The organism is Chryseobacterium sp. Leaf405, assembly GCF_001425355.1.
Taxonomy (GTDB): Bacteria; Bacteroidota; Bacteroidia; order Flavobacteriales; family Weeksellaceae; genus Chryseobacterium.
Genome location: NZ_LMQN01000017.1, coordinates 1 through 24,395, shown reverse-complemented (window position 1 = coordinate 24,395; position 24,395 = coordinate 1). Strand labels below are relative to the sequence as shown.

The 24,395-nt window shown below is 34.7% G+C and carries 20 protein-coding genes and 1 riboswitch; of the genes, 16 read left to right on the top strand and 4 right to left on the bottom strand.

Annotation, left to right across the window (positions count from 1 at the left end; translation table 11 throughout):
- The first annotated feature begins 10 nt into the window (after window positions 1–10).
- The 3 genes from ASG22_RS17305 to ASG22_RS17295 are packed head-to-tail and all read left to right on the top strand — an operon-like array spanning window position 11 to window position 2,607.
- The gene (locus ASG22_RS17305; RefSeq protein WP_055987426.1) at window positions 11–751 is read left to right on the top strand and encodes a YebC/PmpR family DNA-binding transcriptional regulator; all 741 of its coding nucleotides are present in this window, start codon (window positions 11–13) and stop codon (window positions 749–751) included.
- Between the two features lie 57 nt (window positions 752–808).
- The gene (locus ASG22_RS17300; protein WP_055987424.1) at window positions 809–1,636 is read left to right on the top strand and encodes a UDP-2,3-diacylglucosamine diphosphatase; all 828 of its coding nucleotides are present in this window, start codon (window positions 809–811) and stop codon (window positions 1,634–1,636) included.
- On the top strand, window positions 1,633–2,607 hold the full coding sequence (locus ASG22_RS17295) for a glycosyltransferase family protein (protein ID WP_055987422.1): 975 nt from the start codon (window positions 1,633–1,635) through the stop codon (window positions 2,605–2,607). Before ASG22_RS17300 ends, ASG22_RS17295 begins: the two co-directional genes overlap by 4 nt.
- Here ASG22_RS17295 and ASG22_RS17290 read toward each other — a convergent pair.
- Together ASG22_RS17290 and ASG22_RS17285 are read right to left on the bottom strand one after the other, a co-directional pair.
- Window positions 2,593–2,883, bottom strand: a complete 291-nt coding sequence (locus ASG22_RS17290) for a GNAT family N-acetyltransferase (RefSeq protein WP_055987419.1) — start codon at window positions 2,881–2,883, stop codon at window positions 2,593–2,595. The genes ASG22_RS17295 and ASG22_RS17290 overlap by 15 nt on opposite strands.
- Window positions 2,884–3,065: 182 nt before the next feature.
- A complete protein-coding gene (locus ASG22_RS17285; protein ID WP_055987417.1) occupies window positions 3,066–3,815 on the bottom strand; it encodes an RDD family protein in 750 nt (249 codons plus the stop codon).
- A 27-nt stretch (window positions 3,816–3,842) separates the two neighbouring features.
- On the opposite strand from ASG22_RS17285, the gene ASG22_RS17280 reads away from it, so the two are divergent.
- From ASG22_RS17280 to ASG22_RS17250, 7 genes are all read left to right on the top strand, one after another.
- Window positions 3,843–4,826 carry a stage II sporulation protein M gene (locus ASG22_RS17280; protein ID WP_055987415.1) on the top strand — a complete coding sequence of 328 codons (984 nt, stop codon included), beginning with the start codon at window positions 3,843–3,845 and terminating at the stop codon, window positions 4,824–4,826.
- Window positions 4,810–5,772, top strand: a complete 963-nt coding sequence (locus ASG22_RS17275) for a hypothetical protein (protein WP_055987413.1) — start codon at window positions 4,810–4,812, stop codon at window positions 5,770–5,772. The genes ASG22_RS17280 and ASG22_RS17275 overlap by 17 nt, the downstream gene beginning before the upstream one ends.
- The gene (locus tag ASG22_RS17270; RefSeq protein ID WP_055987411.1) at window positions 5,765–6,553 is read left to right on the top strand and encodes a DUF4129 domain-containing protein; all 789 of its coding nucleotides are present in this window, start codon (window positions 5,765–5,767) and stop codon (window positions 6,551–6,553) included. The genes ASG22_RS17275 and ASG22_RS17270 overlap by 8 nt, the downstream gene beginning before the upstream one ends.
- Window positions 6,554–6,565: 12 nt before the next feature.
- Window positions 6,566–7,720, top strand: a complete 1,155-nt coding sequence (locus ASG22_RS17265; RefSeq protein ID WP_055987410.1) for a DUF4350 domain-containing protein — start codon at window positions 6,566–6,568, stop codon at window positions 7,718–7,720.
- A 64-nt stretch (window positions 7,721–7,784) separates the two neighbouring features.
- Window positions 7,785–8,816: an AAA family ATPase gene (locus tag ASG22_RS17260; RefSeq protein ID WP_055987408.1), complete on the top strand. Its 1,032-nt coding sequence runs from the start codon at window positions 7,785–7,787 to the stop codon at window positions 8,814–8,816.
- Window positions 8,817–8,878: 62 nt separating this feature from the next.
- The gene (locus tag ASG22_RS17255; RefSeq protein WP_055987406.1) at window positions 8,879–10,201 is read left to right on the top strand and encodes a DUF58 domain-containing protein; all 1,323 of its coding nucleotides are present in this window, start codon (window positions 8,879–8,881) and stop codon (window positions 10,199–10,201) included.
- An 85-nt stretch (window positions 10,202–10,286) separates the two neighbouring features.
- Window positions 10,287–10,712 (top strand): OsmC family protein, encoded by a 426-nt coding sequence (locus ASG22_RS17250; RefSeq protein ID WP_055987404.1) that lies wholly within the window; start codon window positions 10,287–10,289, stop codon window positions 10,710–10,712.
- A 90-nt stretch (window positions 10,713–10,802) separates the two neighbouring features.
- Here ASG22_RS17250 and ASG22_RS17245 read toward each other — a convergent pair whose 3' ends face one another.
- A complete protein-coding gene (locus tag ASG22_RS17245) occupies window positions 10,803–12,482 on the bottom strand; it encodes a T9SS type A sorting domain-containing protein (protein WP_055987401.1) in 1,680 nt (559 codons plus the stop codon).
- A 255-nt stretch (window positions 12,483–12,737) separates the two neighbouring features.
- On the bottom strand, window positions 12,738–15,347 hold the full coding sequence (locus ASG22_RS17240; protein WP_055987399.1) for an MGH1-like glycoside hydrolase domain-containing protein: 2,610 nt from the start codon (window positions 15,345–15,347) through the stop codon (window positions 12,738–12,740).
- Window positions 15,348–15,535: 188 nt separating this feature from the next.
- A riboswitch (SAM riboswitch) is annotated at window positions 15,536–15,644 on the top strand.
- A 64-nt stretch (window positions 15,645–15,708) separates the two neighbouring features.
- Between ASG22_RS17240 and ASG22_RS21695 the strand changes: the two genes are divergently transcribed.
- The 6 genes from ASG22_RS21695 to metF all read left to right on the top strand — a co-directional run bounded on the left by ASG22_RS21695 (window position 15,709) and on the right by metF (window position 24,324).
- Window positions 15,709–16,647 carry an alpha/beta fold hydrolase gene (locus ASG22_RS21695; protein ID WP_055987397.1) on the top strand — a complete coding sequence of 313 codons (939 nt, stop codon included), beginning with the start codon at window positions 15,709–15,711 and terminating at the stop codon, window positions 16,645–16,647.
- 2 nt (window positions 16,648–16,649) lie between these two features.
- Entirely contained in the window at window positions 16,650–18,194 is a 1,545-nt protein-coding gene (locus ASG22_RS21690) for an ACT domain-containing protein (protein WP_055987395.1), read from the top strand.
- Window positions 18,195–18,280: 86 nt separating this feature from the next.
- Window positions 18,281–19,483, top strand: a complete 1,203-nt coding sequence (locus ASG22_RS17225) for an O-succinylhomoserine sulfhydrylase (protein ID WP_055987392.1) — start codon at window positions 18,281–18,283, stop codon at window positions 19,481–19,483.
- Between the two features lie 71 nt (window positions 19,484–19,554).
- Window positions 19,555–20,565: a homocysteine S-methyltransferase family protein gene (locus ASG22_RS17220; RefSeq protein ID WP_055987391.1), complete on the top strand. Its 1,011-nt coding sequence runs from the start codon at window positions 19,555–19,557 to the stop codon at window positions 20,563–20,565.
- A gap of 91 nt (window positions 20,566–20,656) precedes the next feature.
- Window positions 20,657–23,323 carry a methionine synthase gene (gene metH, locus ASG22_RS17215; protein ID WP_055987390.1) on the top strand — a complete coding sequence of 889 codons (2,667 nt, stop codon included), beginning with the start codon at window positions 20,657–20,659 and terminating at the stop codon, window positions 23,321–23,323.
- A gap of 41 nt (window positions 23,324–23,364) precedes the next feature.
- On the top strand, window positions 23,365–24,324 hold the full coding sequence (metF, locus tag ASG22_RS17210; RefSeq protein ID WP_055987389.1) for a methylenetetrahydrofolate reductase [NAD(P)H]: 960 nt from the start codon (window positions 23,365–23,367) through the stop codon (window positions 24,322–24,324).
- The last annotated feature ends 71 nt before the right edge of the window (window positions 24,325–24,395 follow it).

Genomic DNA, 24,395 nt, shown 5'->3' with positions numbered 1-24,395 from the left:
AAAAATAAAAATGGGAAGAGCGTTTGAATATAGAAAAGCTTCTAAAATGGCACGTTGGGACAAGATGGCCAAAACTTTTTCTAAAATAGGTAAAGATATTGCATTAGCCGTAAAAGCGGGTGGGACAGATCCTGAAGCCAATCCGGCATTGAGAAGATGTATCCTTAATGCAAAAGGAGCCAATATGCCAAAAGACAATGTTGAAAGAGCAATTAAAAAGGCAAGTGGTGCAGATGCAGAAAACTATGAAGAAATTACTTACGAAGGATATGGACAAGGTGGTGTTGCATTTTTTGTGGAATGTACAACCAATAACACGACAAGAACTGTTGCTAATGTGAGAGCGATCTTCAATAAGTTTGATGGAAACTTGGGAAAAAATGGTGAATTAGCATTTATTTTCGACAGAAAAGGAATTTTTACAATCGATTTAGCGCAGGTTAAAATGGATTGGGATGAATTCGAAATGGAGATGATTGACGGAGGAGCAGAAGATGTAGAAAAAGACGAAGAAGAAGTAATGATTACGACTGCTTTTGAAGATTTCGGATCTTTATCTCATAAATTAGATGATTTGGGAATTGAAGCAAAAAGTTCGGAACTTCAGAGAATTCCAAATAATACAAAAGAAGTAAACGCAGAACAATTCAAAGCAAATATGAAAATGCTTGATCGTTTTGAAGAAGATGATGACGTGCAAAACGTGTATCACAACATGGAAATCACAGAAGAGTTGATGGAAACTCTATAAAAAATAATATAACATTCATATACAGTTAATTTTCAAGTACTTTCTTTGCATAAAACTATGAAAAGAAACGTTGAATTAGTTGTCATATCGGATGTTCATTTGGGAACTTATGGATGTAAGGCTAAAGAGTTGCTGAGATATCTCAATTCTATTCAGCCTAAAATTTTGGTTTTGAACGGTGATATCATCGATATCTGGCAATTCAAAAAGTCTTACTTCCCTAAACCTCATTTGGAAGTGATTAAGAAAATCCTTTCATTTGCTACAAAAAATACTGATGTGTTCTACATCACCGGAAATCACGACGAGATGTTCCGAAAGTTTACCGATTTCGAATTAGGTAAATTAAAAGTCTGCAATAAAGTTTTCTTAGAAATTAATAATAAAAAAACATGGATCTTTCACGGAGATGTGTTTGATGCATCCGTTCAGCATTCAAAATGGATTGCCAAATTGGGAGGAAAAGGTTACGATTTATTAATTGTAATCAATAATGTTGTAAATTGGTTTTTGGAGAAAATGGGTAGAGAAAAATATTCATTTTCAAAAAAGATTAAGAATAATGTAAAAAAGGCGGTAAAATACATTGGAGATTTTGAATTAACAGCTTCTGAATTGGCAATTGATAACCATTACGATTATGTGATTTGCGGGCACATCCATCAACCGCAAATTCGTGAAGTAGTTAATAAAAAAGGGTCTTGTACGTATATGAATTCCGGAGACTGGATCGAGAATCTTTCTGCTTTGGAATACAACAATCAGGAATGGAAAATCTTTTACTATGAAGATCATAAAGATATTTTGAAAGATGAAATTGTAGATGAAATTCAGGATATCGACAGTGCCGAACTTTTAAAAATAGTAACCAATTTCACACAATGAAAATTTTATACGCATTTCAGGGAACCGGAAACGGACATGTCGCAAGAGCTCAGGAAATTGTTCCGATCTTAAAAAAATATGCATCTGTTGATACTTTGATCAGTGGACATCAATCGCAGTTAAAGGCTGATTTCGACGTTAACTTTCAGCATAAAGGGATTTCATTACTTTATGATAAAACAGGTGGATTATCCTATAAAAAAACGTTTACGGATAATAGTTTTCTTGAAGCATTCAAAGCAATAAAAGAAATTGAACTTTCACAGTATGATTTAATCATCAATGATTATGAACCTCTGACGGGTTGGGCGTGTAAATTGAAGAAACTTCCCATGATTGAATTGAGTCATCAGGCTTCTATGTTGTTTAAAGAAACTCCAAAACCTGATAAAAAAGATTTTCTCGGAGAAATGATACTGAAATATTATGTTCCAAGTGAAAGAAAAATTGGTTTTCATTTTGAAAATTATCATCCTCAGATTAAAAAACCTGTCATCAGAAGAAAAATCAGAAATCTTAATCCTGACAAAAAAGGTTTTTATTTGGTCTATCTTCCAAGTTTTTCAGATGAAAATATCATTAAAGTTTTAAAGCAAATTCCGGTTGAATGGAAAGTTTTTTCTAAATATTCCAAACTTCAATTTAAGGAAAGTAATGTTGAAATTTTTCCTATTGACGAAATTCAATATTTAAAATCCTTCGAAAACTGTGACGGAATTCTTTGTAATGCCGGTTTTGAGAGTCCTGCCGAAGCACTTTTTATGGATAAGAAATTATTCGTCATCCCAATTCATAATCAATATGAACAGGAATGTAATGCCTGCGCTTTAGACAAAATGGGGATTCCGAATTCTAAGGTTTTGAAACTGGAAGAAATTCAGAATTGGGTAGCTTCTGACCAACATTTAAAGGTTGATTATCCCGATGACATTGAAGAAATTTTGGTGAATGAAGTTTTAACGCTCAAGTAAAATATCATCTACATCATTCATTCTTGTCATTACAGCTCTTGCATAAGAACAGTGCGGATAGACTTTCCAATTATTTTCTCTTGCAAATTTGATGGCTTCTTCAACCAAATATTTTCCCATTCCGCGACCTTCAAATTCGGGATGAACCAACACGAAGGAAATGATATATTTATTGTCTTCAGGGAAAATAGTGTACGTCAATCTCCCGATTTCTTTAATTTCATTATTTAAAGTAATGACTCCGCCGTTTCCTGATTTATTATTTTCAAATCTCATAATTCAAGTTTTAATTGAGAATAAAAGTACAAAAACCGCACCGAGGTTGTTTTGATGTAAATCAAGAAATTTTTTTAATGTGAATAGTGAACTCTTTTCTCTTTTCTCTTTTCTCTTTTCAATTTTAAAAATTGAATTAGAAAATTCACAACTCACTTTCAAAGCAAAATTTACCATTCACTTTAGTTATCTTTTCCGGTATAATAATTATAATCTTTCATCACCACTCCTATAAATTGTCTCTCTGTCATTTTGGTAGGATCAACTTCCAGTTTTAAAGTGCTTTTGATTTTATCGGAAAGTTTAGAAATAATCTGTCTGTCATCAACTCTCAGAGCTTTTACATAATTATCTTTAATGATTCTCATATCATTGTCACTCAGTCCGATAACCTGTGGAAAAGTCGGAATATAATCTTCTTTGATATTTTCTAGGATCGTGTGAGAAATATTAATATTGTTTTTTAGTGAAATAACTGCCGTTCCCGATGCAATATCGCCCAAACGTTGGTTGCTTTTAGAAATAGCCATTGTTACAAGACCAATGACACCGGCAAAAGAAGTATCAATAATTCTAAGAATCCAGCGGATGATATAATCCCCGAAGCTTGCCTGGTAACCGTCTATTTTTACCACCCGAATTTTCATAAGCTTTTTGCCGGGAGTCTGCCCTTCCATCATGCTTTCCAGAACAACAGGATAGATGTAAACCGGAAATGTAATCGCAATATAAATCGCCATGATTGACCATTGATCAAGCCCTGTAAGTAAATATCCTAAATCCAGAATGTTGAAAAAAAGATAGAAGATAAAAATCACATAAGCAATTTTTATCAAAAGGTCTATGATAAACGCAAGCATCCTATCTCCAACACTGGCAATGTTGAAATTAATATTTACATTTTGTGAAGTATTAATCGCAATTTGAGACATAATTTTTACTATTTTAGCTCTACAATTATGAGAGAGGTTTATTTCATTAAACAAAATAAAGAAAAATGGTTGGGAATCGAACAGGTTGTTCAAGGGAAAATTAAAAAAAATCCTGATGACCTGTCTTCGCTGTACATTAATCTCATTAATGATCTGTCTTTTGCACAGACCTATTATCCAAAAAGTAATACGACGGTTTACCTGAACCATTTGTCTTCTCAGATTTTCCAGAAAATTTATAAGACCAAAAGAATTGAGAAAAACAGGATTCTGTATTTCTTCGAAACGGAAGTTCCGATGTTGGTTTTTCAGTACAGAAGATATTTAATGTATGCTTTTCTGTTTTTTATTTTATTTACTTCAATTGGGGTTCTTTCTGCGGTTTATGATAAAGAGTTTGCCAATGTTATATTGGGTGAAGATTATGTAAATACAACTATTGAAAATATTAAAAAAGGCAATGCCGTCGGAGTTTACCAAAGTGGTTCGACCTGGGGAAGTACGATTGGAATTATTTCCAATAACCTTAAAGTTGGTGCAAAGCTATATATTTACGGCATTGCAGGCGGTGTAGGGACTTTGTATGCATTGCTTTCGAATAGTGTCATGTTGGGTTCTTTTCAGTATTTCTTTTATGATTACGGAGCACTGAAAGACAGCGCAAGAGGAATCTGGCTTCACGGCGTTTTTGAAATCTTTGCAATGGTGGTGGAAGCAATGTGCGGATTGATTTTGGGAACATCTATTTTGTTTCCCAGAACTTTTTCAAGATTTGAGTCTTTTAAAAACGGATTTAAAAATTCATTTAAAATATTTTTAAGCACCGTTCCATTTACGATATGTGCAGGAATTATTGAAGGGTATATTACAAGACACGCTTTACAGATGCATTGGTCTTTAAACTTATTGATTATCTTCGGATCGTTGATTATCATTGGTTTTTATTATTGTATTTATCCTTTTATCGTCAGTAAAAAAATTAACAGCCAGATCCATGATGCAGTTTTATAAAAAGAGAGATTTTGGAACTTTTATAAGCGACAGTTTCACTTTTTTCAGGTTATACGGGAAAAATTACCTCAAGAATTTTATTTTGTTGAACGGATTATTGTTGATTGTAATGGTCATTACGATGGTCTTCGGGTTCAAAGAATTTTTCGGGGCAATGTTTGGTTCCAATATCGGTGGACAAAGTTATTATCTGGAGCAATATTTAGAAAATAACATCGGAATGTTTATTTTGATAGGCATTTTTCTGTTTATTCTTTCCACAGCTTTAATGACGGTTAATCTTCTTTTTCCTGTTTTTTATATGAAAAGAATAGCGGAAGGAAATCTGCAAATTAAGTCAGACGATATTTTAAGTGATTTTAAAAATAATATCAAAAAAGTTTTTACCATGTACTTTGGTTTAACTTTTTTGGTAATGCCGGTTGCTATGGTTCTTTTAGGATTTTCTTACATTTTGGTTTTTATATTTATCGGAATTTTGGTGGTACTTTTTGTCGGTCCTACTTTATTTAATGTCATCACATTTCTCTGTTACGATTATTTTAATTCAAACAGAGGTTTTTTTGAAAGTTTAAGCTACGCTGTAAGATCACAATTTTCTTACGCAAACGCAAGAGAAGGTTCGCCTTATGTAAAATATTGGGGATCAACAACTATATTTTTAATCCTATTTTATATCATAAGCGGGATATTTTCAGGGATTCCGATGATTATTTATTTAATAACCCTTACGACGACAACTTCAGATGCTTATTTTGAACAAAATCCTTTAGAAGGTGGTTTTGGGATATTTTTATTCTTTATTTACGGCATTTCTACATTAGTTTCGTTTTTGCTGATGAATATTTTATATGTCAATTCAGGGTTGATGTACTACGACAGCAGAACAGATTTTCATCAAAAAGTTGAACTGGAAGAAATAGAAACCATCGGAAACAATGACTAGATTTATTTTCTTTTTATTGATTTTTTTCTCCGCAGGATTCACTTTTGCGCAAGATAGCAACGAGCCGCCTGTTGTATACATAGATTCTCTGGAAACGGGGCATTACAAAAATATGTATCGTGCAGATTCTGTATTGCTTAAAAATCCGGTAACAGAAAATATTGCTTATCCTAAAAAATTCAAAGATAATGTTCCTTCAAGATACAAAGGAAACGAGTTTGATTATACAACCGTAAAACCTCGAATGTCTTTCTGGGATAAGTTGATGACTAAAATTTTCAGGTTACTGCAAAGTATTTTCGGAGAAACTGTTTTCACAAAATCAGGCAATATTACCGGAATTCTGATTCGGATTTTTGTCATTGTTCTTGTCGGATTTTTGGTTTATTTTATCATTAAACATCTTATCGGGAAAGACGGAAATTTCTTATTTGGAAAGAGAAACAGAAAAATTAACATCAAAGATGAAGAACTGCATGAAAATATTCATGAGATTAATTTTCCCGAAAGTATTTTAAAATTTGAAAAATCGGGTGATTTCCGTTCTGCCATTCGTTATCAGTTTTTATTTTTGCTTAAAAAATTAAGTGATAAAAAATTAATTGTCTGGAATCCGGAAAAGACCAATAAAGATTATGTTTCGGAATTAAAATCTGCTCATGTAAAGGATGAATTTTCTAGACTTTCTTATATTTTCGATTATGTCTGGTACGGAGAATTCAGCATTGATGAAGACCATTACCTGAAATTTAAAAACCAATTTCAGTCATTTAAACCGTAATTAAACTTTCACATGAACAAAACTTTCAAAATATATGCTGTCATTTTCATCGTTGTGATGATTATTCTAGCGTTGTTTGAAGTGAACAAAAAAGAAACTACGGATTGGCGTAAGAATTTTAATACAAATCAAAAATCTCCGTTCGGATTGTATGTTTTTGATGCAGAAATTAAAAATCTTTTTAAAAATAAGATTAAGAAAACAGATCAAGCTCCGTACGATTACTATGATGAAAATAAGAAAGAAACGCATAATATTTTAGTCATTGAAAATGATATTGATACACAATCCTGGAATAAGATTTTAAATGAAGTTTCGAAAGGAGCGAATGCGATGCTTATTGTGAGCGATATTCCGCAGAAAATTTCGGACAGTATCGGATATTATGATTCTAAAATTTCTTTTGAAGACGAAAACGTTTTAAAACTGACGGATAAAAAATATCAGAATGATTTCATCAAATTAGATAAATTTCCATCAGGAAAAGGATTTACGTATATCAAACCCGGCGTAGAAGTTCTGGGGAAAACTGTTGAAAAAAATAATACGGATCAGGCAAATTTCATCAAAGCCAAATTCGGAAAAGGAAATATATTTGTGCATTGCGAACCGCTTTTTATCACCAATTATTATCTGCTGAAACCCGGAAATGTAAAATATGCACAGGATGTTTTTTCGTATCTTGATGACAAGGAAACGATTTGGTTTGCGGAAAGCAACTCGAAAAAGTCTCAGTTTTTTATGAGATTTATTCTTTCAAATCCAGCTTTGAAATATGCATGGTGGATTTTATTAGGCGGATTGGTTTTGTTTATTTTCTTCAATGCAAAAAGAAAACAGCGGATCGTTCCGATTATTGAACCGTTAAAAAATACTTCTGTCGATTTTGTGAAAAGTATCGGAAATCTGTATTTACAGGAAGGCGATTTTCATGATATGATGGCAAAAAAAGCTCAATATTTCTTAAATAAAGTGAGACTGGAACTTTTAATTGATACTCAGAATCTCGATGAAGAATTTGCTAAAAAGCTTCAGTTAAAAACTGGAAAGCCAATCGAAATGATTAATGAAGCAATAGTTTATATTAAAAACGCACAAAATCCTTACGCTACTGTAATAAAAGAAGATTTGGTGAAAATGAATAAATTGCTGGACGAAATAATTTAAATGTAACATCTAAAATATAACAATGTGACAATTTTTGATTGTTAAGTTGTTAAATTAAAATAATATGGAAAACCTTGAAAACCAGAATGTAGAAAGTCACAATTCTATAAATCTTAATAAAAATGAAGATCAGTTCCAGTCAAGGATTGATATGATTGAACTGCGTGCAAGCTTAGATAAAGTAAAGGCCGAAATCGCAAAAGTAATTGTTGGTCAGGAAGATATGGTAGAGCATCTCTTGGCAGCGCTTTTGTCAAATGGTCACGTTTTAATTGAAGGCGTTCCGGGAGTTGCTAAAACAATTACGGCAAAATTATTGTCGAAAACAATTGATGTAGGATTCAGCAGAATTCAGTTTACTCCGGATCTGATGCCTTCTGATATTTTGGGAACTTCTATTTTTAATGTCAGAAATTCAGAATTTGAGTTTAAAAAGGGTCCTATTTTCTCTAATTTTATTTTAATTGATGAAATCAACAGGTCTCCGGCAAAAACGCAGGCCGCTTTGTTTGAAGTAATGGAGGAAAGGCAGATCACGATGGACGGGACAACCTATGTCATGGAAGAACCGTTCTTAGTCGTTGCCACCCAAAACCCAATTGAGCATGAAGGAACATACCGACTTCCAGAGGCGCAGCTTGATCGTTTTCTATTTAAGATAAACGTAGGTTATCCCAATCTTGAACAGGAAATCTCGATTATCAAAAACCAACATGAAAGCAAAAGAGAAGATAAAACAGAAGTTGTGAATAAAGTAATCACGGCTCAACAATTGAAAAACTATCAGCATTTGGTAAAAGAAATCATCGTTGAGGGTCAGTTGATGGAATATATTGCGAAAATTATCGTCAATACAAGAGAAAACCAATTCTTGTATTTAGGTGCTTCTCCAAGAGCGAGTCTTGCGTTATTAACAGCATCAAAATCATTTGCTGCGTTAAGAGGAAGAGATTTCGTAACTCCGGAAGATATCAAAGAAGCAAGTTACGCCGTTCTGAGGCACAGAGTAATCGTTTCTCCGGAAAGAGAAATGGAAGGCTTGACAGCCGATGAAATTATCAGACAGATTTTAGAGGGAATTGAGATTCCGAGATAGATTATCAGTGTAAGATTAAATTACTCATAAGCTCAAAATCTAAAACCTGCAACCTAAACAAAATGAAAAATTTATACATCAATACACGCTTTTTCTTTACCATGATAGGAGTTGGGATTCTGTATGTTTTTGCATTTTTCTTTCCGTGGTTGATGATCGTGGCGCACATTTTTTTGATATTGTGTTTTCTGGCAGCAATGGTCGATTGCCTTTTTGTTTTTAATCAGAAAGACGGGATTTTAGCACAGAGAATTTTACCTGAAAAACTGTCGAACGGTGACGAAAATCCTGTGAAAATAGATATTAAAAATAATTACAGTTTTAAAATTAAGGTCAAAGTGATCGATGAAATTCCGTTTCAGTTTCAGAAAAGGGATTTTATGATTGAAAAGAATATTGAATCCGGTAAAAACAGTTTTTTCCAATATATTTTAGAACCGAAAGAAAGAGGAGAATACAATTTCGGAGGTTTAAATATTTTTGTTTCATCACCTTTGGGGTTTATCTCCAAAAGATTCACATTTCAGAAAGATGCTAATTTGTCTGCTTATCCGTCATTTATTCATCTCAGAAAATATGAACTGATGGCAATTCAGAGTGAATTTTTGTTGGGCGGAATTAAGAAAATCCGAAAACTGGGACACACGATGGAATTTGAGCAGATCAAAGAGTATGTACCAGGGGACGATATCAGAACCATCAACTGGAAAGCGACTTCTAAGGCCAATCGTTTGATGGTGAATCAGTTTCAGGATGAGAAATCACAGCGTATTTTCATGTTGATTGATACAGGAAGAACAATGAAAATGCCTTTTAACGGATTGAGTTTGTTAGATTATTCCATTAATGCGACGATGGCTTTGTCCCATATTATTTTGAAAAAAGGGGATAGGGCAGGAATGATGACTTTCTCTAAAAAAACAGAAAATAAGATTGCCGCAGAAAATAAATCGGGACAGTTAAGGAAAATATCGGAATCGCTTTATAATATTAAAACAGATTTCTTTGAAAGTGATTTTAACCGATTGTATCAGGATGTAAAATATTCATTAAATCAAAGAAGTTTACTATTATTATTCACCAATTTTGAGACGCTTGATGGGTTAAATCGTCAGTTAAAATATCTTCGAGGGATTGCCAAAAACCATTTATTGGTGATAGTTTTCTTTAAAAATTCAGAATTGCAGACATTAATTCATAAAAACCCTGAAAGTATGCAGGAAATTTATGATGAAATTATTGCTGAAAAATTTGAGTTTGAAAAAAAATTAATCATTCAGGAACTTCGCAAATACGGAATTTATACGGTGTATACGTTGCCTGAGAATTTAAATATCGATGTTATCAATAAATATCTGGAGATAAAAGCGAGGGGAATTTTATAATTTTGTGGCAGAAATAATTCAGGATAAAAAATTCAGGATAAAAAATGCTTCGATAACGGTCAAAGCTTTATAAAAATCAATAAAAATGAAAATAACACTTAATAGAATCAATGACGATTTTCTGTTTGAATGTACCAATTCTCAGGGAAATTCAATTCTTTTAGATAATACAACGCAGCCCGGCGCAAGAGGTGTTTCGCCAATGGAAAGTGTTTTGATGGCAGTTGCTGGATGTAGCGGAATAGATGTGGTTTCTATTCTGAAAAAGCAGCGACAGGAAATCACAGATTTTAAAGCTGAGGTAGAAGGTGAGAGAATTCCTGTGGAAGATGCAAAACCTTTTAAAGCCATTAAAGTTAAGTTTTTTTTAGAAGGAGCTATTGATCCTAAAAAAGCTCAAAAGGCAGCTCAGTTATCTTTTGAAAAATACTGTTCGGTTTCTAAAACCTTGGAACCTAATGTTGAAATAGGCTACGAAGTATATGTAAACGGAGAAATTGTTCAGGACTAAATTTCTTTTAAATAATCAATAAAAATAAAAACCGAGTAACTAAGTTACCCGGTTTTCTTTTGATAATGGTTGTAAATTATTAATTATCAATTATCTTTTGATCGTTTTTGTACTTTTTACAGAACCGTCTTTCATCGTTAATGATAAAATATACATTCCAGATTTAAGTTCACCTAAGTATAATGATGAAGATGGGTTTTCAACTGTTTTCACAACAATTCCTGAAAGGTCTGTTACAACTGCTTTCTTCACATTTTCAGATTTCTCGATATATAAAGTGTCAACAAAAGGATTCGGATAGGCGATTCTTTCTTTTTCTTTTGCACTTACTTCACCTGTTGCCAATATGAGTGGTTCTATTGTTACAGTTACTTTCCATGTATTGTTATCAACTTTGTTATAATCTAAACTACAGTCTGATCCTCCGTAGGTTCTCCATGCTCTAAGCTCGAAGTTTACAGTTCCGCTAAGTTCATTGGCTATTGTAAGACCTGTTCTGTTGTAAGAATATGTTCCAGTGCTCGACCCGGATCCTGAACTAACAGTAGCTTCTGCTGTGCTATTAGTAGTACATACCAAAAAGCTTCTCTGCTCTGCCATCCAGCCATTACCTGCTGTTGACATGGCATAGGAAACTTTAGTTGATTTTATTTTATAACCTGTAGGTATAGTTACTGATAAACTTGCCGGACAGTTTGTTGTTGATGAAGTATTAACTCCCGCATCATCATACTGTGTTTCAATGTCACCAACGGTATAAGTAGCAGAAATCTGTCCCGGAGTAAATTCTAACATTTTCCAGAAGCTTTGTGAAGAGCCTCCACAATTAGATCTTACCCAGAAATAATACGTCTGTCCTGTTACAAGACTATTTAAAGTAACGGATGTTCCCGATGTTACACTTCCTGTAGGAGTTGTAGTTGCTGTGGGAGCTGTAGGAGATGTACTGTAATAGTACTGATATCCTGAAGAAGGAGCACTTGAAGGAGCAGTCCAGCTTAGAGTAGCACCAGTCGCTGTAGTAGTGGCGCTAACATTAGAAGGAGTAGGGCAAGCATTGTAAGCATCTGCAGAAAAGGCAAAAATATTCGGGATACCACCTGTTCCTGTTTTGGTTACTGTAACACCTTTAACCGTTTTAGCCAAATTACCCGAAGAAATAGCTAGAGGAATCTGATATAATCTGGGATCTGTTCCATAACCGGATTCAAGATTGTCATTGTCAATATTAATTCTTCCAATACCGCGGATGGCATAATTGCTTCCGTAATACCAATCTGTAATGCCGATGCCTGTGAAGGTTTGTGATGTATTATCAGTGAAATTTACAACAACGTCAACGGTACAGTCTCCACTTCCACCAGTTGCGAGCATATATAGATTAATCGCTTGCAGAGGATTAGAGAATAAAATCGTTCCGCTGTCATTCGTACTTTCAAGTCTCAATGAATTATTTCCGCCGTAAGGTGCCATCTGATAAGTTAGGCCGGGGGTAGAAGTAACTTCAGAGTTGATAATTCCATTCGTAGGAAGACCGTAAGAAAGAGGCGTTCCTGTAGCCGATAACATAAAATCTCTTGCAATAAATGCATAACTTACTCCATCTACATCATTATTGGTTGATGATGCAGAAGGACCCACTCCATTGGCAATCACATCAGCATTAAACCCGCTTTGAACGGTCAATGGCTGATATTCCTGAGCATTAAAAAGAGTGGTAAATGCGCCAGATAGAAGCAATCCGGCGATAGGCAGTAGTTTTCCTTTCATAAAAATACTTTTTAGTTTTTATGGTGCTAATATAGGTATTTTGTTGTAAAATGATTAAGATAAGTCTAATTTTAATAGTAATTTTTTTAGTATTTGAATTAAGTAGTTGTATTGTCTCAATTTGAAAATAGATTTTAACTATAATATAGCAAATTTTTATTGAAGGCATGGATAGTATGTACTGTATAGGAAATGAAAAATCCTCTTCGCAAGAAGAGGATTCATCTTTGATAAGAACTTAAAAAGTCTGTTGTATTATAATCTTTTTTTCATCAGTTTGGCGACTGTCGCCGTCCAGCCCGTTTGATGCGAAGCACCGACTCCTCGACCATTATCACCGTGAAAATATTCGAAGAAAGTAATATAATCTTTAAAATTTTCATCATAATTAAATTTCGAATTTCCACCGTTGAAAGGTCTTTGTCCAAATTCATCTTTTAAGAAAATAGAACATAATCTGTTGCTGATATCTTGTGCAACCTCATCCAGATTTTTTTTATCACCGCTTCCTGTTGGCAATTCAACTTTTAAACTATTTCCATAATAAAAATGGAACCGTTGTAAACTTTCGACGATCAAAAAGTTAATGGGAAACCAAATCGGACCGCGCCAATTGCTGTTTCCACCAAACATCCGGCTGTCGCTTTCTGCAGGAGTATAATAAACGGTATTTTCCTGACCGTGAACAGAGAATTTAAAAGGCTTCTCTTCATAGACTTTAGACATGGCACGGATACCATATAAACTTAAAAATTCATTTTCATCCAGCATTCTTGATAAAACCTTTGTCAGACGTGTTTTACGTAAAATACTCATCAAATGTTTTCTGCCATGACCTTCCTCATCCCAATGAGAAACGAGTTTTGTGAGTTCAGGTTTGTTTTTTAAAACCCATTCCATTCTTGCCTGGAAATTCGGCATTTTTTCCAATAAATGATGGTCAACGATTTCCACTGCAAACATCGGAATCAGTCCCACAATACTTCTCAGTTTTAAAGAAACGCTGTCGCCATTTCCCAATTGAAGAACGTCGTAGAAAAACCCGTCTTCCTCGTTCCAAAGTCCTTTCGTTCCTTCACCCAGATTTTCCATGGCTTCTGAGATATAAAGATAATGCTCAAAAAATTTGATCGCCATATCTTCATACACCTGATAATACTGCGCCAATTCCATGGCAATTCGCATCATATTCAAGGCGTACATTGCCATCCAGCTTGTCCCGTCTGCTTGTTCAAGATGTTGTCCGTCTTTTAACTCCATATTTCGGTCAAAAGCACCTATATTATCGAGTCCTAAGAAACCTCCACCGAAAATATTTTTACCATTTTTATCTTTTCTGTTAACCCACCAGGTAAAGTTGAGCAGTAATTTCTGGAAAACTTTTTCTAAAAATAAAAGATCCGGTTTTCCATTTTGCTTTTCATCAATTTTAAAAACTCTAAAGCAAGACCATGCGTGAACAGGAGGATTCACATCACTTAAATTCCATTCGTACGCCGGAAGCTGTCCGTTGGGGTGCATGTACCATTCTTTCGTTAACAAAAGAAGCTGTCCTTTTGCAAATTCAGCATCAATAATCGCAAACGGAACACAGTGAAACGCCAAATCCCAAGTCGCATACCAAGGATATTCCCATTTGTCAGGCATCGAAATGATGTCTTTATTGTGCATGTGATTCCACTCGGTATTTCTTACATAATTGCTGAAATCTCTCGGTGCTTTAAAATTCGGATCACCTTTCAGCCATTTTCCGACATTATAGTGATAAAACTGCTTGTTCCAAAGTAATCCTGCGAAAGCCTGTCGCTGTACATTTCTTTCATCGTCATCTTCTACATCGTTCTGAATTTCAGTGTAAAATTCATCAGCTTCCTCAATTCTCAGATTTAAAATTTCATCAAATTGATAAAATGGCTCATCTAATTCATTAGGAGATAATCTGAAATCAAACGTTTTTGATTGTCCAGCTTCTATCAATTCATCAATTAAAAAGGAAGCTTTTGTTCCTATTTTTTCAGGATTTATCGTGTTGCTTCCATAGGTAATATAATCGTTAATTCCGTCTTTATAATAGGTATTTCCGGGATAAGGAGCTCCGTATAATTTGGGAGAATTCGTCTCATTTTCACAAAAAACACTTTCAGAATTTGTATTTCTTGAGTAAAACTTTTTAATCGGAACACTGTCGTGTTCAATTGTAATGCAGTTTTCATGGGAGGCATGGGTTTGTCCTTTGTATGTATTATATCCCCACTTCCAGTTATTTCTAAACCAGACAGTTGGCGCAACGACAATCGGTGCATCCATCTGACTTCTGTTGCAGACAGTAACTCGAACTAAAATATCATTATGTTCAGCTTTAGCATATTCAATAAAAATATCAAAATATTCATCATCATCAAAAATACCTGTATCGAAAATTTCGTATTCAGATTCTTTTTTGCTTCGTCTTGCGTTTTCAGCACGAATATCATCATAAGGAAATGCATTGATAGGATATTTGTACACCATTTTCATATAACTGTGAGTCGGCGTATTATCCAGATAATAAAAGATTTCTTTAATGTCTTCCCCATGATTTCCCTGAGGATTGCTCAGCCCGAAGAAACGCTCTTTTACCATTTTATCTTTCTTATTCCAAAAAGACAGAGCAAAACAGAAAAGTTGTTTCGCATCGGAAATTCCGGCAATTCCTTCTTCCCCCCAACGGTAAGCATAACTTTCTGCAGAATTATGATTGGCGAAATTCCAGGCATCGCCGTTTGAACTGTAGTCTTCACGTACATTTCCCCATTGTCGGTTGCTTACGTAAGGTCCCCAGTTTTTCCAGTTTGTATCTTGTAATCTTTGTTTTTCGGCAATCATATGTTGTCACTTTTCATTACGAAGTTAGTTTTTTTGAGAAAAAATTCCAACTCGCTATATTTGAATTATAATTAATATAGTTTGTAAAACCTTCTGGTGATCGGTGTTTTCAGTGTTAAATAAAATTTTTATAAATATTTAAAAGAAAAGTTTTATCTTTGCACCATTCGTTCATTAAAATATTGAAAATGTTATCAAGAAAGGTTGAGGGATTAGACCCTGTGAAACCTTAGCAACCCTTTGTGCAAGCAAAGAAGGTGCTACGTTCTACCAAATTTATTTTTGGACAGATAACTACTGAATCTTTTTTCAGCCATTTCCTGTGGCATTTTCAATTGTATTATCATAAAGTGTAATAGAATTGAAAATAGAACTTAAACATATTAATTTTTCGTATCAAACCAATTCCAAAAAGGAATATAATATCTCGTTGAGCTATCAGCTTTTCGGGAAAGACTTGTTTTCGGCACCGATTATTTTGGTGAATCATGCTTTAACCGGAAATTCTGATGTTTCAGGTGAAAAAGGATGGTGGAAGAAATTAATTAGTGAAAATCAGATAATCGATACCAATAAATATACAGTTCTGTGTTTTAATATTCCCGGAAACGGATTTGATGATTTTTTTATTGATAATTACGAAGATTTCACACCTTCAGATATTGCGAATATCTTTTTACAAGGGCTTGAAATTTTAAATATTAAAAGTTTACACGCCATTATTGGAGGTTCTTTAGGAGGCGGAATCGGTTGGGAAATGTTGGTGAAAAATCCACATCTTACTGAAATTTTCATTCCTATTGCCTGCGATTTTAAAACCCACGATTGGCTTCATGCACAATGTCTGGTTCAGAAATTTTTATTAAATCAAAATGATGAGCCATTACAGAAAGCCAGAATTCATGCGATGTTGTGCTATAGAACCCCTCAATCTTTAAACGATAGATTTCAAAACAAATATAATCAGGAAAAACGGAGATTAGAGTCTGAAGACTGGCTGGTTTATCACGGAAATGCTTTAAACGAAAGATTTAGTTTAGAATCTTATCAACTGATGAATCACTTATTAATGCATATTAATGCTGATGAAACTCAATTGGAAAAGATTCAGGCACGAATGCACATGATCTCTGTAGATACAGATTTGTTTTTCCCTGCTTCTGAAATCCGAAAGTGTTTTGAAAGGCTGAAAGAGAAAAAGGAAAATGTTTTCTATCATGAGATCACCTCAATTCATGGGCACGACGCCTTCTTAATGGAATATAAACAGTTAAATAACATCATTAAAAATATTTTGTAGAAATGAATAAGATAAATGCTAACGAAATAAAATTTTTGAAAAACAGATCAATCATCAAATTTGAAGGAGAGGATTTCTTAGGTGAAATCGGGATTGACGGACGAATTTTTAAAGCGCTTACTTTAGCGCGAATCAGTGTTGGGGTAATTTCTCAGCAGGCAATTGAAAACGGGTTGTCAATTTTAGTTCAGGAAGCTGATTCCGAAAAAGCGGTAAACTGTCTGATTGACGAATTTGAAGCAGAAAGAAAATCAGGGAAAGTTTCTCAGATTTACAGTATAAATAATGTTTCTGTCATTGGTTTTGTCGCAGAAGATTTCAATAAAGTATTAGCGGAATTAGCTAGAAATAACGTTTTTCCATTGCTTTTAAACCAAATTGCATCAGAAAAAAGAGTAAATATTGTTGTCACTTCTTCGCAGGACGAAAAAGCAAAAAATATCATCGAATCTGAAATTTCTAAAAAGCCAAAAACTGTTCATTTGGCAATTATAGGTCACGGAAATGTTGGAAAGACTTTGATAGAGCAGGTTTTACATTCATCGGAAGAGATCAGAAGACGTAAAAAAATTGATCTTAAAGTGGTGGCAGTTGCTAATTCAAGAAAAATAGCTTTCAACAAAAAAGGTTTTGACAGCAATTGGAATGATGAGGTTTTGACAGCCGAAAGTCCGTCTGATATTCAGGAATTAATTAAGTTTTCAAAAGAAAATCAGCTTGAAAATCTTATTGTTGTTGATAACACGGCAAGCAAAGATTTTGTTCATAACTACCACGCATTGGCAGAAAACGGTTTCGACCTGGTTTCTTCCAACAAAATTTTCAATACATTACCAATTGAGGAATATCGTCAACTAAGATATACGTTGAATAAAAATAACAGACGTTATTTATACGAAACTAATGTTGGTGCAGGTTTGCCTTTAATTGATACCATAAAATTACTACACCTTTCAGGAGAAAACATTACAAGAATCAAGGGAGTTTTTTCAGGAACATTGAGCTATGTTTTCAATAATTTTTCATTAAGAGATGATAAATTTTCTACAATTATCAACGAAGCGTTGGAAAAAGGTTACACAGAGCCTGATCCAAGAGAAGACTTATCAGGAAACGATGTGGCAAGAAAACTATTGATTTTGGCAAGAGAATTAGATTTAATCAATGAATTTGACGATATCAATATTCAAAATTTAGTTCCGGGAAGTTTGCTTTCTGTTTCAAAACCAGAATTCCTTTTAAGATTGGAAGAATTAGACGAAGAATATCAGAAAATAAAAGAAAATCAGGAAGAAGGTCATGTGTTGAGATACGTCGGAGATTTGCACGGAGATTTACAAAAAGATAAAGGAGAGCTTGATGTAAAATTAATTTCTGTTCCTGCAACTTCGGCTTTAGGACAATTAAAAGGTTCAGATTCAATCTTTGAAATCTACACTGAAAGTTATGGCGAAAATCCAATCGTAATCATGGGAGCTGGAGCTGGAGCACAAGTAACTGCAAGAGGTGTTTTTGGGGATATTTTAAGAGTAAGTGAAACGAAATAAATTAATGTAACAATATAATAATGTATCAGTTTAACAATTTATCAAAAGGATTTTAAATTGATATTTTATAAAAGATAAACGAGTTTATGAGCGATAATTTTCAACCAGAAACTAACAACGAGCAACTTTCAAACAACTTTGAAACCCTTGCCATAAGAACACAAACCGAAAGAACCCAGTTTGATGAACATTCTACGCCTTTATATCTTACTTCAAGCTTCGTGTTTGAAGATGCCGAAGATATGAGAGCAAGCTTTGCCGAGGAAAAATCTAAAAATTTATACAGCCGGTTTTCAAATCCAAATGTAACAGAATTTACAGATAAAATTGCAAAAATGGAAGGAGCAGAAGCTGGTTACGCTTTCGCTACGGGAATGGCAGCAATTTATTCAACTTTTGCTACTTTATTAAATGCTGGAGATCATATTGTAAGCTGTCAGTCGGTTTTTGGTTCCACACACACGTTGTTTACAAAATATTTCCCGAAATGGAATATTGAAACAACTTATTTCAAAGCAGAAGATGCTGAAAACGTAGAAAAATATATTCAGCCGAACACCAAAATCTTATATCTGGAAACGCCTACGAATCCTGCGATTGAGGTTTTAGATTTAGAGTTTTTCGGACAAATTGCAAAAAAGCATAATTTGATCTTTATTGTGGATAACTGTTTCGCAACGCCTTATTTGCAACAACCCATAAAATATGGAGCAGACATTGTGGTGCATTCGGCTACAAAATTAATTGACGGTCAGGGTCGTGTTTTAGGTGGAGTAGCGGTCGGTAGAGAGGATTTGATTCGTGAAATTTATCTTTTTGCAAGAAATACGGGTCCTGCAATGTCGCCTTTCAATGCTTGGGTGTTATCAAAAAGCTTGGAAACATTGGCAATCCGTGTAGAAAAACACTGCGAAAACGCTTTAAAAGTAGCGGAATTTTTAGAAAGCCATCCTAATGTAGAATTAACAAAATATCCATTCTTATCTTCTCATCCAAGTTATGAAGTCGCAAAAAAGCAAATGAAATTGGGAGGTAATATCGTCGCATTCGAAATTAAAGGTGGAATAGAAGGTGGAAGAAACTTTTTAGATAAGATTAAAATGTGTTCGCTTTCTGCAAATTTAGGTGATACAAGAACTATCGTGACGCATCCTGCTTCTACAACACATTCAAAGTTGTCAGAAGAAGAAAGAAATGAAGTCGGGATTACAGCGGGTTTAGTTCGTTGCTCGGTTGGTTTAGAAAATGTAGATGATATCATTGCAGATTTAAAGCAGGCTTTGGATTGATTTAATAAAAATTGACTTCATCACATTTTAGAATAAAAAATAATAAAAATTGGCTTTAGCCGAAACATAAAATGAAAAATTCAGAACAATTGTATAAAGCATTATCCGAGAGAATTCTTGTTCTTGACGGAGCGATGGGAACGATGCTTCAACGATATAAATTCGAGGAAGAAGATTACCGTGGCGAACGTTTCAAAGATTGGGAACATCCGGTGAAGGGAAATAATGATTTGCTTTCATTAACGCAGCCTCATTCCATTGAAGAAGTGCACAGAAAATATTTAGAGGCAGGAGCAGATATCTTGGAAACCAACACATTTTCAGGAACAACAATCGCGATGGCAGATTACCACATGGAAGATTTGGTTTACGAGCTAAACTATGAATCTGCTAAAATTGCCAGAAAAGTTTGTGATGAGTTTACAGCTTTAAATCCTGATAAACCAAGATTTGTTGCAGGTTCTATTGGACCAACGAATAGAACGGCAAGTTTAAGTCCGGATGTTAATGATCCGGGCTACAGAGCGGTAACTTTTGAAGATCTCAGAATGGCTTACAAACAACAGTGTGAAGCTTTACTAGATGGAGGTTCAGATATTTTATTGGTTGAAACAATTTTCGATACACTGAATGCAAAAGCTGCATTATTTGCCATCGATGAAATTCAGGAAGAAAGAGGTATCGAAATTCCGATTATGGTTTCAGGAACGATTACTGATGCTTCAGGAAGAACATTGAGCGGACAAACTGCAGAGGCATTTTTAATCTCTGTTTCGCATTTAAATTTATTAAGTGTTGGTTTTAACTGTGCTTTGGGAGCTAATCAATTAACGCCTTATCTGGAAACGTTGGCTCACAATTCAGAATTCCATGTTTCGGCATATCCAAATGCTGGTTTGCCCAACGCCTTTGGAAAATATGATGAAACGCCGGAAGATATGGCAAGTCAGATTAAAGAATATGTTGAGAAAGGATTGATCAATATCATCGGAGGCTGCTGCGGGACAACACCGGAACACATTAAAGCGATTGCAGATTTGGTGGAGAAATACGAACCAAGAAAAGTTAATATAACAATCTAAATAATTTATCAATGTAACAATCAGCATCATTCTTAACCAATGAAGAATTTAATTGATAAACTGTTACATTGATACATTGGTAAATTAAATTATGAAATATTTAAGACTGTCGGGGCTGGAGCCTTTGATTATAACAACGGAATCTAATTTCATCAATGTTGGTGAAAGAACGAATGTTGCCGGATCCAAAAAGTTTTTAAGGTTAATTAAAGAAGAGAAATTTTCTGAAGCTTTAGATATCGCAAGAGATCAGGTGGACGGTGGCGCGCAGATTCTTGACGTTAATTTTGACGATGGATTGATCGATGGAAAAGCTTCCATGATTAAATTCCTTAACCTTATTGGCTCTGAGCCGGATATTTCCAAAATTCCGATTATGGTAGATTCTTCCAAATGGGAGATTCTCGAAGCCGGTCTTCAGGTTGTTCAGGGGAAATGTGTGGTTAATTCCATCAGTTTAAAAGAAGGAAAAGAAGAGTTCATAAAACACGCCAAAGCGATTAAAAGATACGGAGCTGCGGTTATTGTAATGGCTTTTGATGAAGTCGGGCAGGCGGATAATTACGAAAGAAGACTTGAAATCACAAAACGTTCTTATGATATTCTTGTTGATGAGGTAAAATTCCCTGCTGAAGATATTATTTTCGACTTAAATATTTTCCCGGTTGCGACAGGAATGGATGAACACCGCAGAAACGCAATCGATTTCATTGAGGCTACAAGATGGGTTCGTCAGAATCTTCCGTATGCTTCGGTAAGTGGAGGAGTTTCCAATGTATCGTTCTCGTTCCGTGGAAATGATACTGTGAGAGAGGCGATGCACTCAGTTTTCCTTTATCATGCCATTCAGGCAGGAATGAATATCGGTATCGTAAATCCGGCAATGTTGGAGGTTTATGATCAGATCAATAAAGAACTTTTAGAACTTGTTGAAGATGTTATTCTTGATAAAAGAGAAGATGCGACGGAACGTCTTTTAGATTATTCTGAAAGAAATAAATCGGTTAAAAAAGAAAAGGTTGAAGAATTAGAATGGCGCTCTTATCCTTTGCAGGAGAGAATTACGCATTCTTTGGTGAAAGGAATCGATCGTTTTATAGAAGAAGATGTTGAAGAAGCAAGACAGGTGGCAGAAAGACCGCTTCATGTTATCGAAATTAATCTGATGACCGGGATGGGTGTTGTGGGCGATCTTTTCGGAAGTGGTAAAATGTTTCTTCCGCAGGTTGTAAAATCTGCCCGTGTCATGAAAAAAGCGGTGGCATATCTGCAACCTTTTATTGAAGCTGAAAAAGATCAGACTCAGAAAGCCAACGGTAAAATATTAATGGCCACGGTAAAAGGTGACGTTCATGATATTGGAAAAAATATTGTGAGCGTTGTTTTGGGCTGTAATAATTATGAAATTGTTGACCTTGGTGTAATGGTTCCTGCTGAGAAAATTATTCAGGCAGCAATCGATCATCAGGTGGATGTAATTGGTCTCAGCGGATTGATTACGCCGAGTTTAGATGAAATGGTGTATATCGCTTCAGAATTGGAAAGGCAAAATCTTAACTTTCCTTTATTAATCGGTGGTGCGACGACTTCAAAAGCACATACCGCTGTAAAAATCGATTTAAAATATAAAAATGCTGTAGTTCACGTAAATGATGCTTCCAGAGCGGTAAACGTTGTGAGTTCATTATTGGGTGACAGAAATAAAGAATATGTTGAGGATTTAAAAAGTGACTATTCAGATTTTAGAGAGAAATTCCTGAACCGACAGGTAGATAAAGATTATGTTTCGATTGAAGAAGCAAGAGAAAATCGTTTTAAAATAGATTGGGAAAGCGAAGAAATTTTTACACCGAATAATTTAGGGATACAGATTTTTGAAAATCAGGATTTGAGGGAATTATTACCTTTCATCGACTGGTCGCCGTTTTTCAGAAGTTGGGATTTGCATGGGAAATATCCTAATATTTTGGAAGATGAGGTTGTGGGAGAACAGGCAAAGGAATTGTTCAAAGATGCTCAGGTTATCTTAAAAAGAATTTTGGATGAAAAATTATTAACAGCAAAAGCAATTTTCGGAATTTTTAAAGCTAATTCTACAGAATCGGATGATATTTTAGTCTTTGATGAAAATAATGAAGAAAAGGTTAAGTTCTTGACATTAAGACAGCAGGCTCAACGTTCGAAAGGAAAAGATTATTTGGCATTAAGCGATTTTATTGCTCCTCAAAGCTCAGGAAAAACAGATTATATGGGCGCTTTTTGTGTGACGACAGGTTTCGGAACTGATGAATTGTCGGAAGAATACGAAAAAGCAAACGACGATTATAATGCAATCATGGTAAAGGCTTTGGCAGACCGTTTTGCAGAAGCTTATGCCGAATTTTTACATAAAAAAGTGAGAACCGAATATTGGGGGTACGCCAATCAGGAAAATTTAAGCAACGAAGAGTTGATTGCCGAAAAATATAAGGGAATTCGTCCGGCTCCGGGATATCCTGCGTGTCCTGATCACTTGGAAAAACATGCAATTTGGGATCTTTTAAAAGTGGAAGAAAATATCGGAGTTTATCTCACTGAAAGTTTGGCGATGTATCCAACAGCAGCGGTTTCAGGATATTATTTCGGAAGCCCGCACGCAAAATATTTCGGATTGGGGAAAATTGCAGAAGACCAGTTAAAGGATTATTCCAAAAGAAAAGGAATTTCTTTACAGGAAGCCAGAAAATGGTTGAATCCGAATTTGGCAGACGGAATTTAAGTAAACCTATTTCAAAAAAATTAAAACTTACTATTCATTAAATGAAAATCACAGACCACATAAAAAACGCAAACGGAAAAACGTTGTTCTCCCTCGAGGTTGTTCCGCCACAAAAAGGAATCGGGATTGAAGATTTGTACAAGAATATCGATCCATTGATGGAATTTAAACCTCCATTTATAGATGTTACGACATCCAGAGAAGAATATATTTATATTGACAAAGGAAATGGTTTGATGGAGCGTCGAATCACAAGAATGCGCCCCGGAACATTGGGGATTTGTGCTGCAATTCAGCATAAATATAATGTAGATACCGTTCCACATTTGCTTTGCGGAGGGTTTACCAAAGAAGAAACAGAATATCTTTTGGTAGACTGTATGTATTTGGGAATTGATAATATTATGGCGCTTCGTGGCGATGCGATGAAAGGGCATCAATATTTTGAGCCAAGTGTAGGAGGTCATGCCAGTGCGATGGAATTGGTGAACCAAATCAACGATTTGGGTAGAGGAAAGTATCTGCACAATGAAGAAAAAGAATGTGAAGAACATAATAAATTCTGTATCGGTGTTGCGGGTTATCCTGAAAAACACATGGAAGCGCCGTCTATGAATTATGATTTAAAATGGCTGAAGCAAAAAGTAGATGCCGGAGCAGATTATATTGTAACGCAGATGTTTTTTGACAACAAAAAATTCATTGAATTTGTTAAAAAAGCTCGTGAAATGGGAATTACAGTTCCTATTATTCCCGGAATTAAACCAATTGCTACAAAAAAGCATTTGAAAATTCTGCCTCAGATTTTTAAAATTGATTTACCTGAAGAGTTAATTAATGAAGTTGAAAGAGCTAAAAATAACGAAGCTGTAAAACAGATAGGAATAGAATGGGCAATCAATCAATGTAAGGAATTACTGGATTTTGGTGTTCCCGTTCTGCATTTTTATTCGATGGGAAAGAGTGATAACATAAAAAAAGTAGCCGGCGAGCTATTCTAATAAAGTAAAGTGATATTTGATTTTTAAAGCCTTGTTTTTTAGCAAGGCTTTTTGTTTTTTTTATAGTTTCG

What these genes read in the sequence shown, in the direction of transcription:
- ASG22_RS17305 (WP_055987426.1), top strand. Translation starts at nt 11, where the DNA reads ATGGGAAGAGCGTTTGAATATAGAAAAGCTTCTAAAATGGCACGTTGG.
- ASG22_RS17300 (WP_055987424.1), top strand. Translation starts at nt 809, where the DNA reads ATGAAAAGAAACGTTGAATTAGTTGTCATATCGGATGTTCATTTGGGA.
- ASG22_RS17295 (WP_055987422.1), top strand. Translation starts at nt 1,633, where the DNA reads ATGAAAATTTTATACGCATTTCAGGGAACCGGAAACGGACATGTCGCA.
- ASG22_RS17290 (WP_055987419.1), bottom strand. Translation starts at nt 2,883, where the DNA reads ATGAGATTTGAAAATAATAAATCAGGAAACGGCGGAGTCATTACTTTA.
- ASG22_RS17285 (WP_055987417.1), bottom strand. Translation starts at nt 3,815, where the DNA reads ATGTCTCAAATTGCGATTAATACTTCACAAAATGTAAATATTAATTTC.
- ASG22_RS17280 (WP_055987415.1), top strand. Translation starts at nt 3,843, where the DNA reads ATGAGAGAGGTTTATTTCATTAAACAAAATAAAGAAAAATGGTTGGGA.
- ASG22_RS17275 (WP_055987413.1), top strand. Translation starts at nt 4,810, where the DNA reads ATGATGCAGTTTTATAAAAAGAGAGATTTTGGAACTTTTATAAGCGAC.
- ASG22_RS17270 (WP_055987411.1), top strand. Translation starts at nt 5,765, where the DNA reads ATGACTAGATTTATTTTCTTTTTATTGATTTTTTTCTCCGCAGGATTC.
- ASG22_RS17265 (WP_055987410.1), top strand. Translation starts at nt 6,566, where the DNA reads ATGAACAAAACTTTCAAAATATATGCTGTCATTTTCATCGTTGTGATG.
- ASG22_RS17260 (WP_055987408.1), top strand. Translation starts at nt 7,785, where the DNA reads ATGGAAAACCTTGAAAACCAGAATGTAGAAAGTCACAATTCTATAAAT.
- ASG22_RS17255 (WP_055987406.1), top strand. Translation starts at nt 8,879, where the DNA reads ATGAAAAATTTATACATCAATACACGCTTTTTCTTTACCATGATAGGA.
- ASG22_RS17250 (WP_055987404.1), top strand. Translation starts at nt 10,287, where the DNA reads ATGAAAATAACACTTAATAGAATCAATGACGATTTTCTGTTTGAATGT.
- ASG22_RS17245 (WP_055987401.1), bottom strand. Translation starts at nt 12,482, where the DNA reads ATGAAAGGAAAACTACTGCCTATCGCCGGATTGCTTCTATCTGGCGCA.
- ASG22_RS17240 (WP_055987399.1), bottom strand. Translation starts at nt 15,347, where the DNA reads ATGATTGCCGAAAAACAAAGATTACAAGATACAAACTGGAAAAACTGG.
- ASG22_RS21690 (WP_055987395.1), top strand. Translation starts at nt 16,650, where the DNA reads ATGAATAAGATAAATGCTAACGAAATAAAATTTTTGAAAAACAGATCA.
- ASG22_RS17225 (WP_055987392.1), top strand. Translation starts at nt 18,281, where the DNA reads ATGAGCGATAATTTTCAACCAGAAACTAACAACGAGCAACTTTCAAAC.
- ASG22_RS17220 (WP_055987391.1), top strand. Translation starts at nt 19,555, where the DNA reads ATGAAAAATTCAGAACAATTGTATAAAGCATTATCCGAGAGAATTCTT.
- metH (WP_055987390.1), top strand. Translation starts at nt 20,657, where the DNA reads ATGAAATATTTAAGACTGTCGGGGCTGGAGCCTTTGATTATAACAACG.
- metF (WP_055987389.1), top strand. Translation starts at nt 23,365, where the DNA reads ATGAAAATCACAGACCACATAAAAAACGCAAACGGAAAAACGTTGTTC.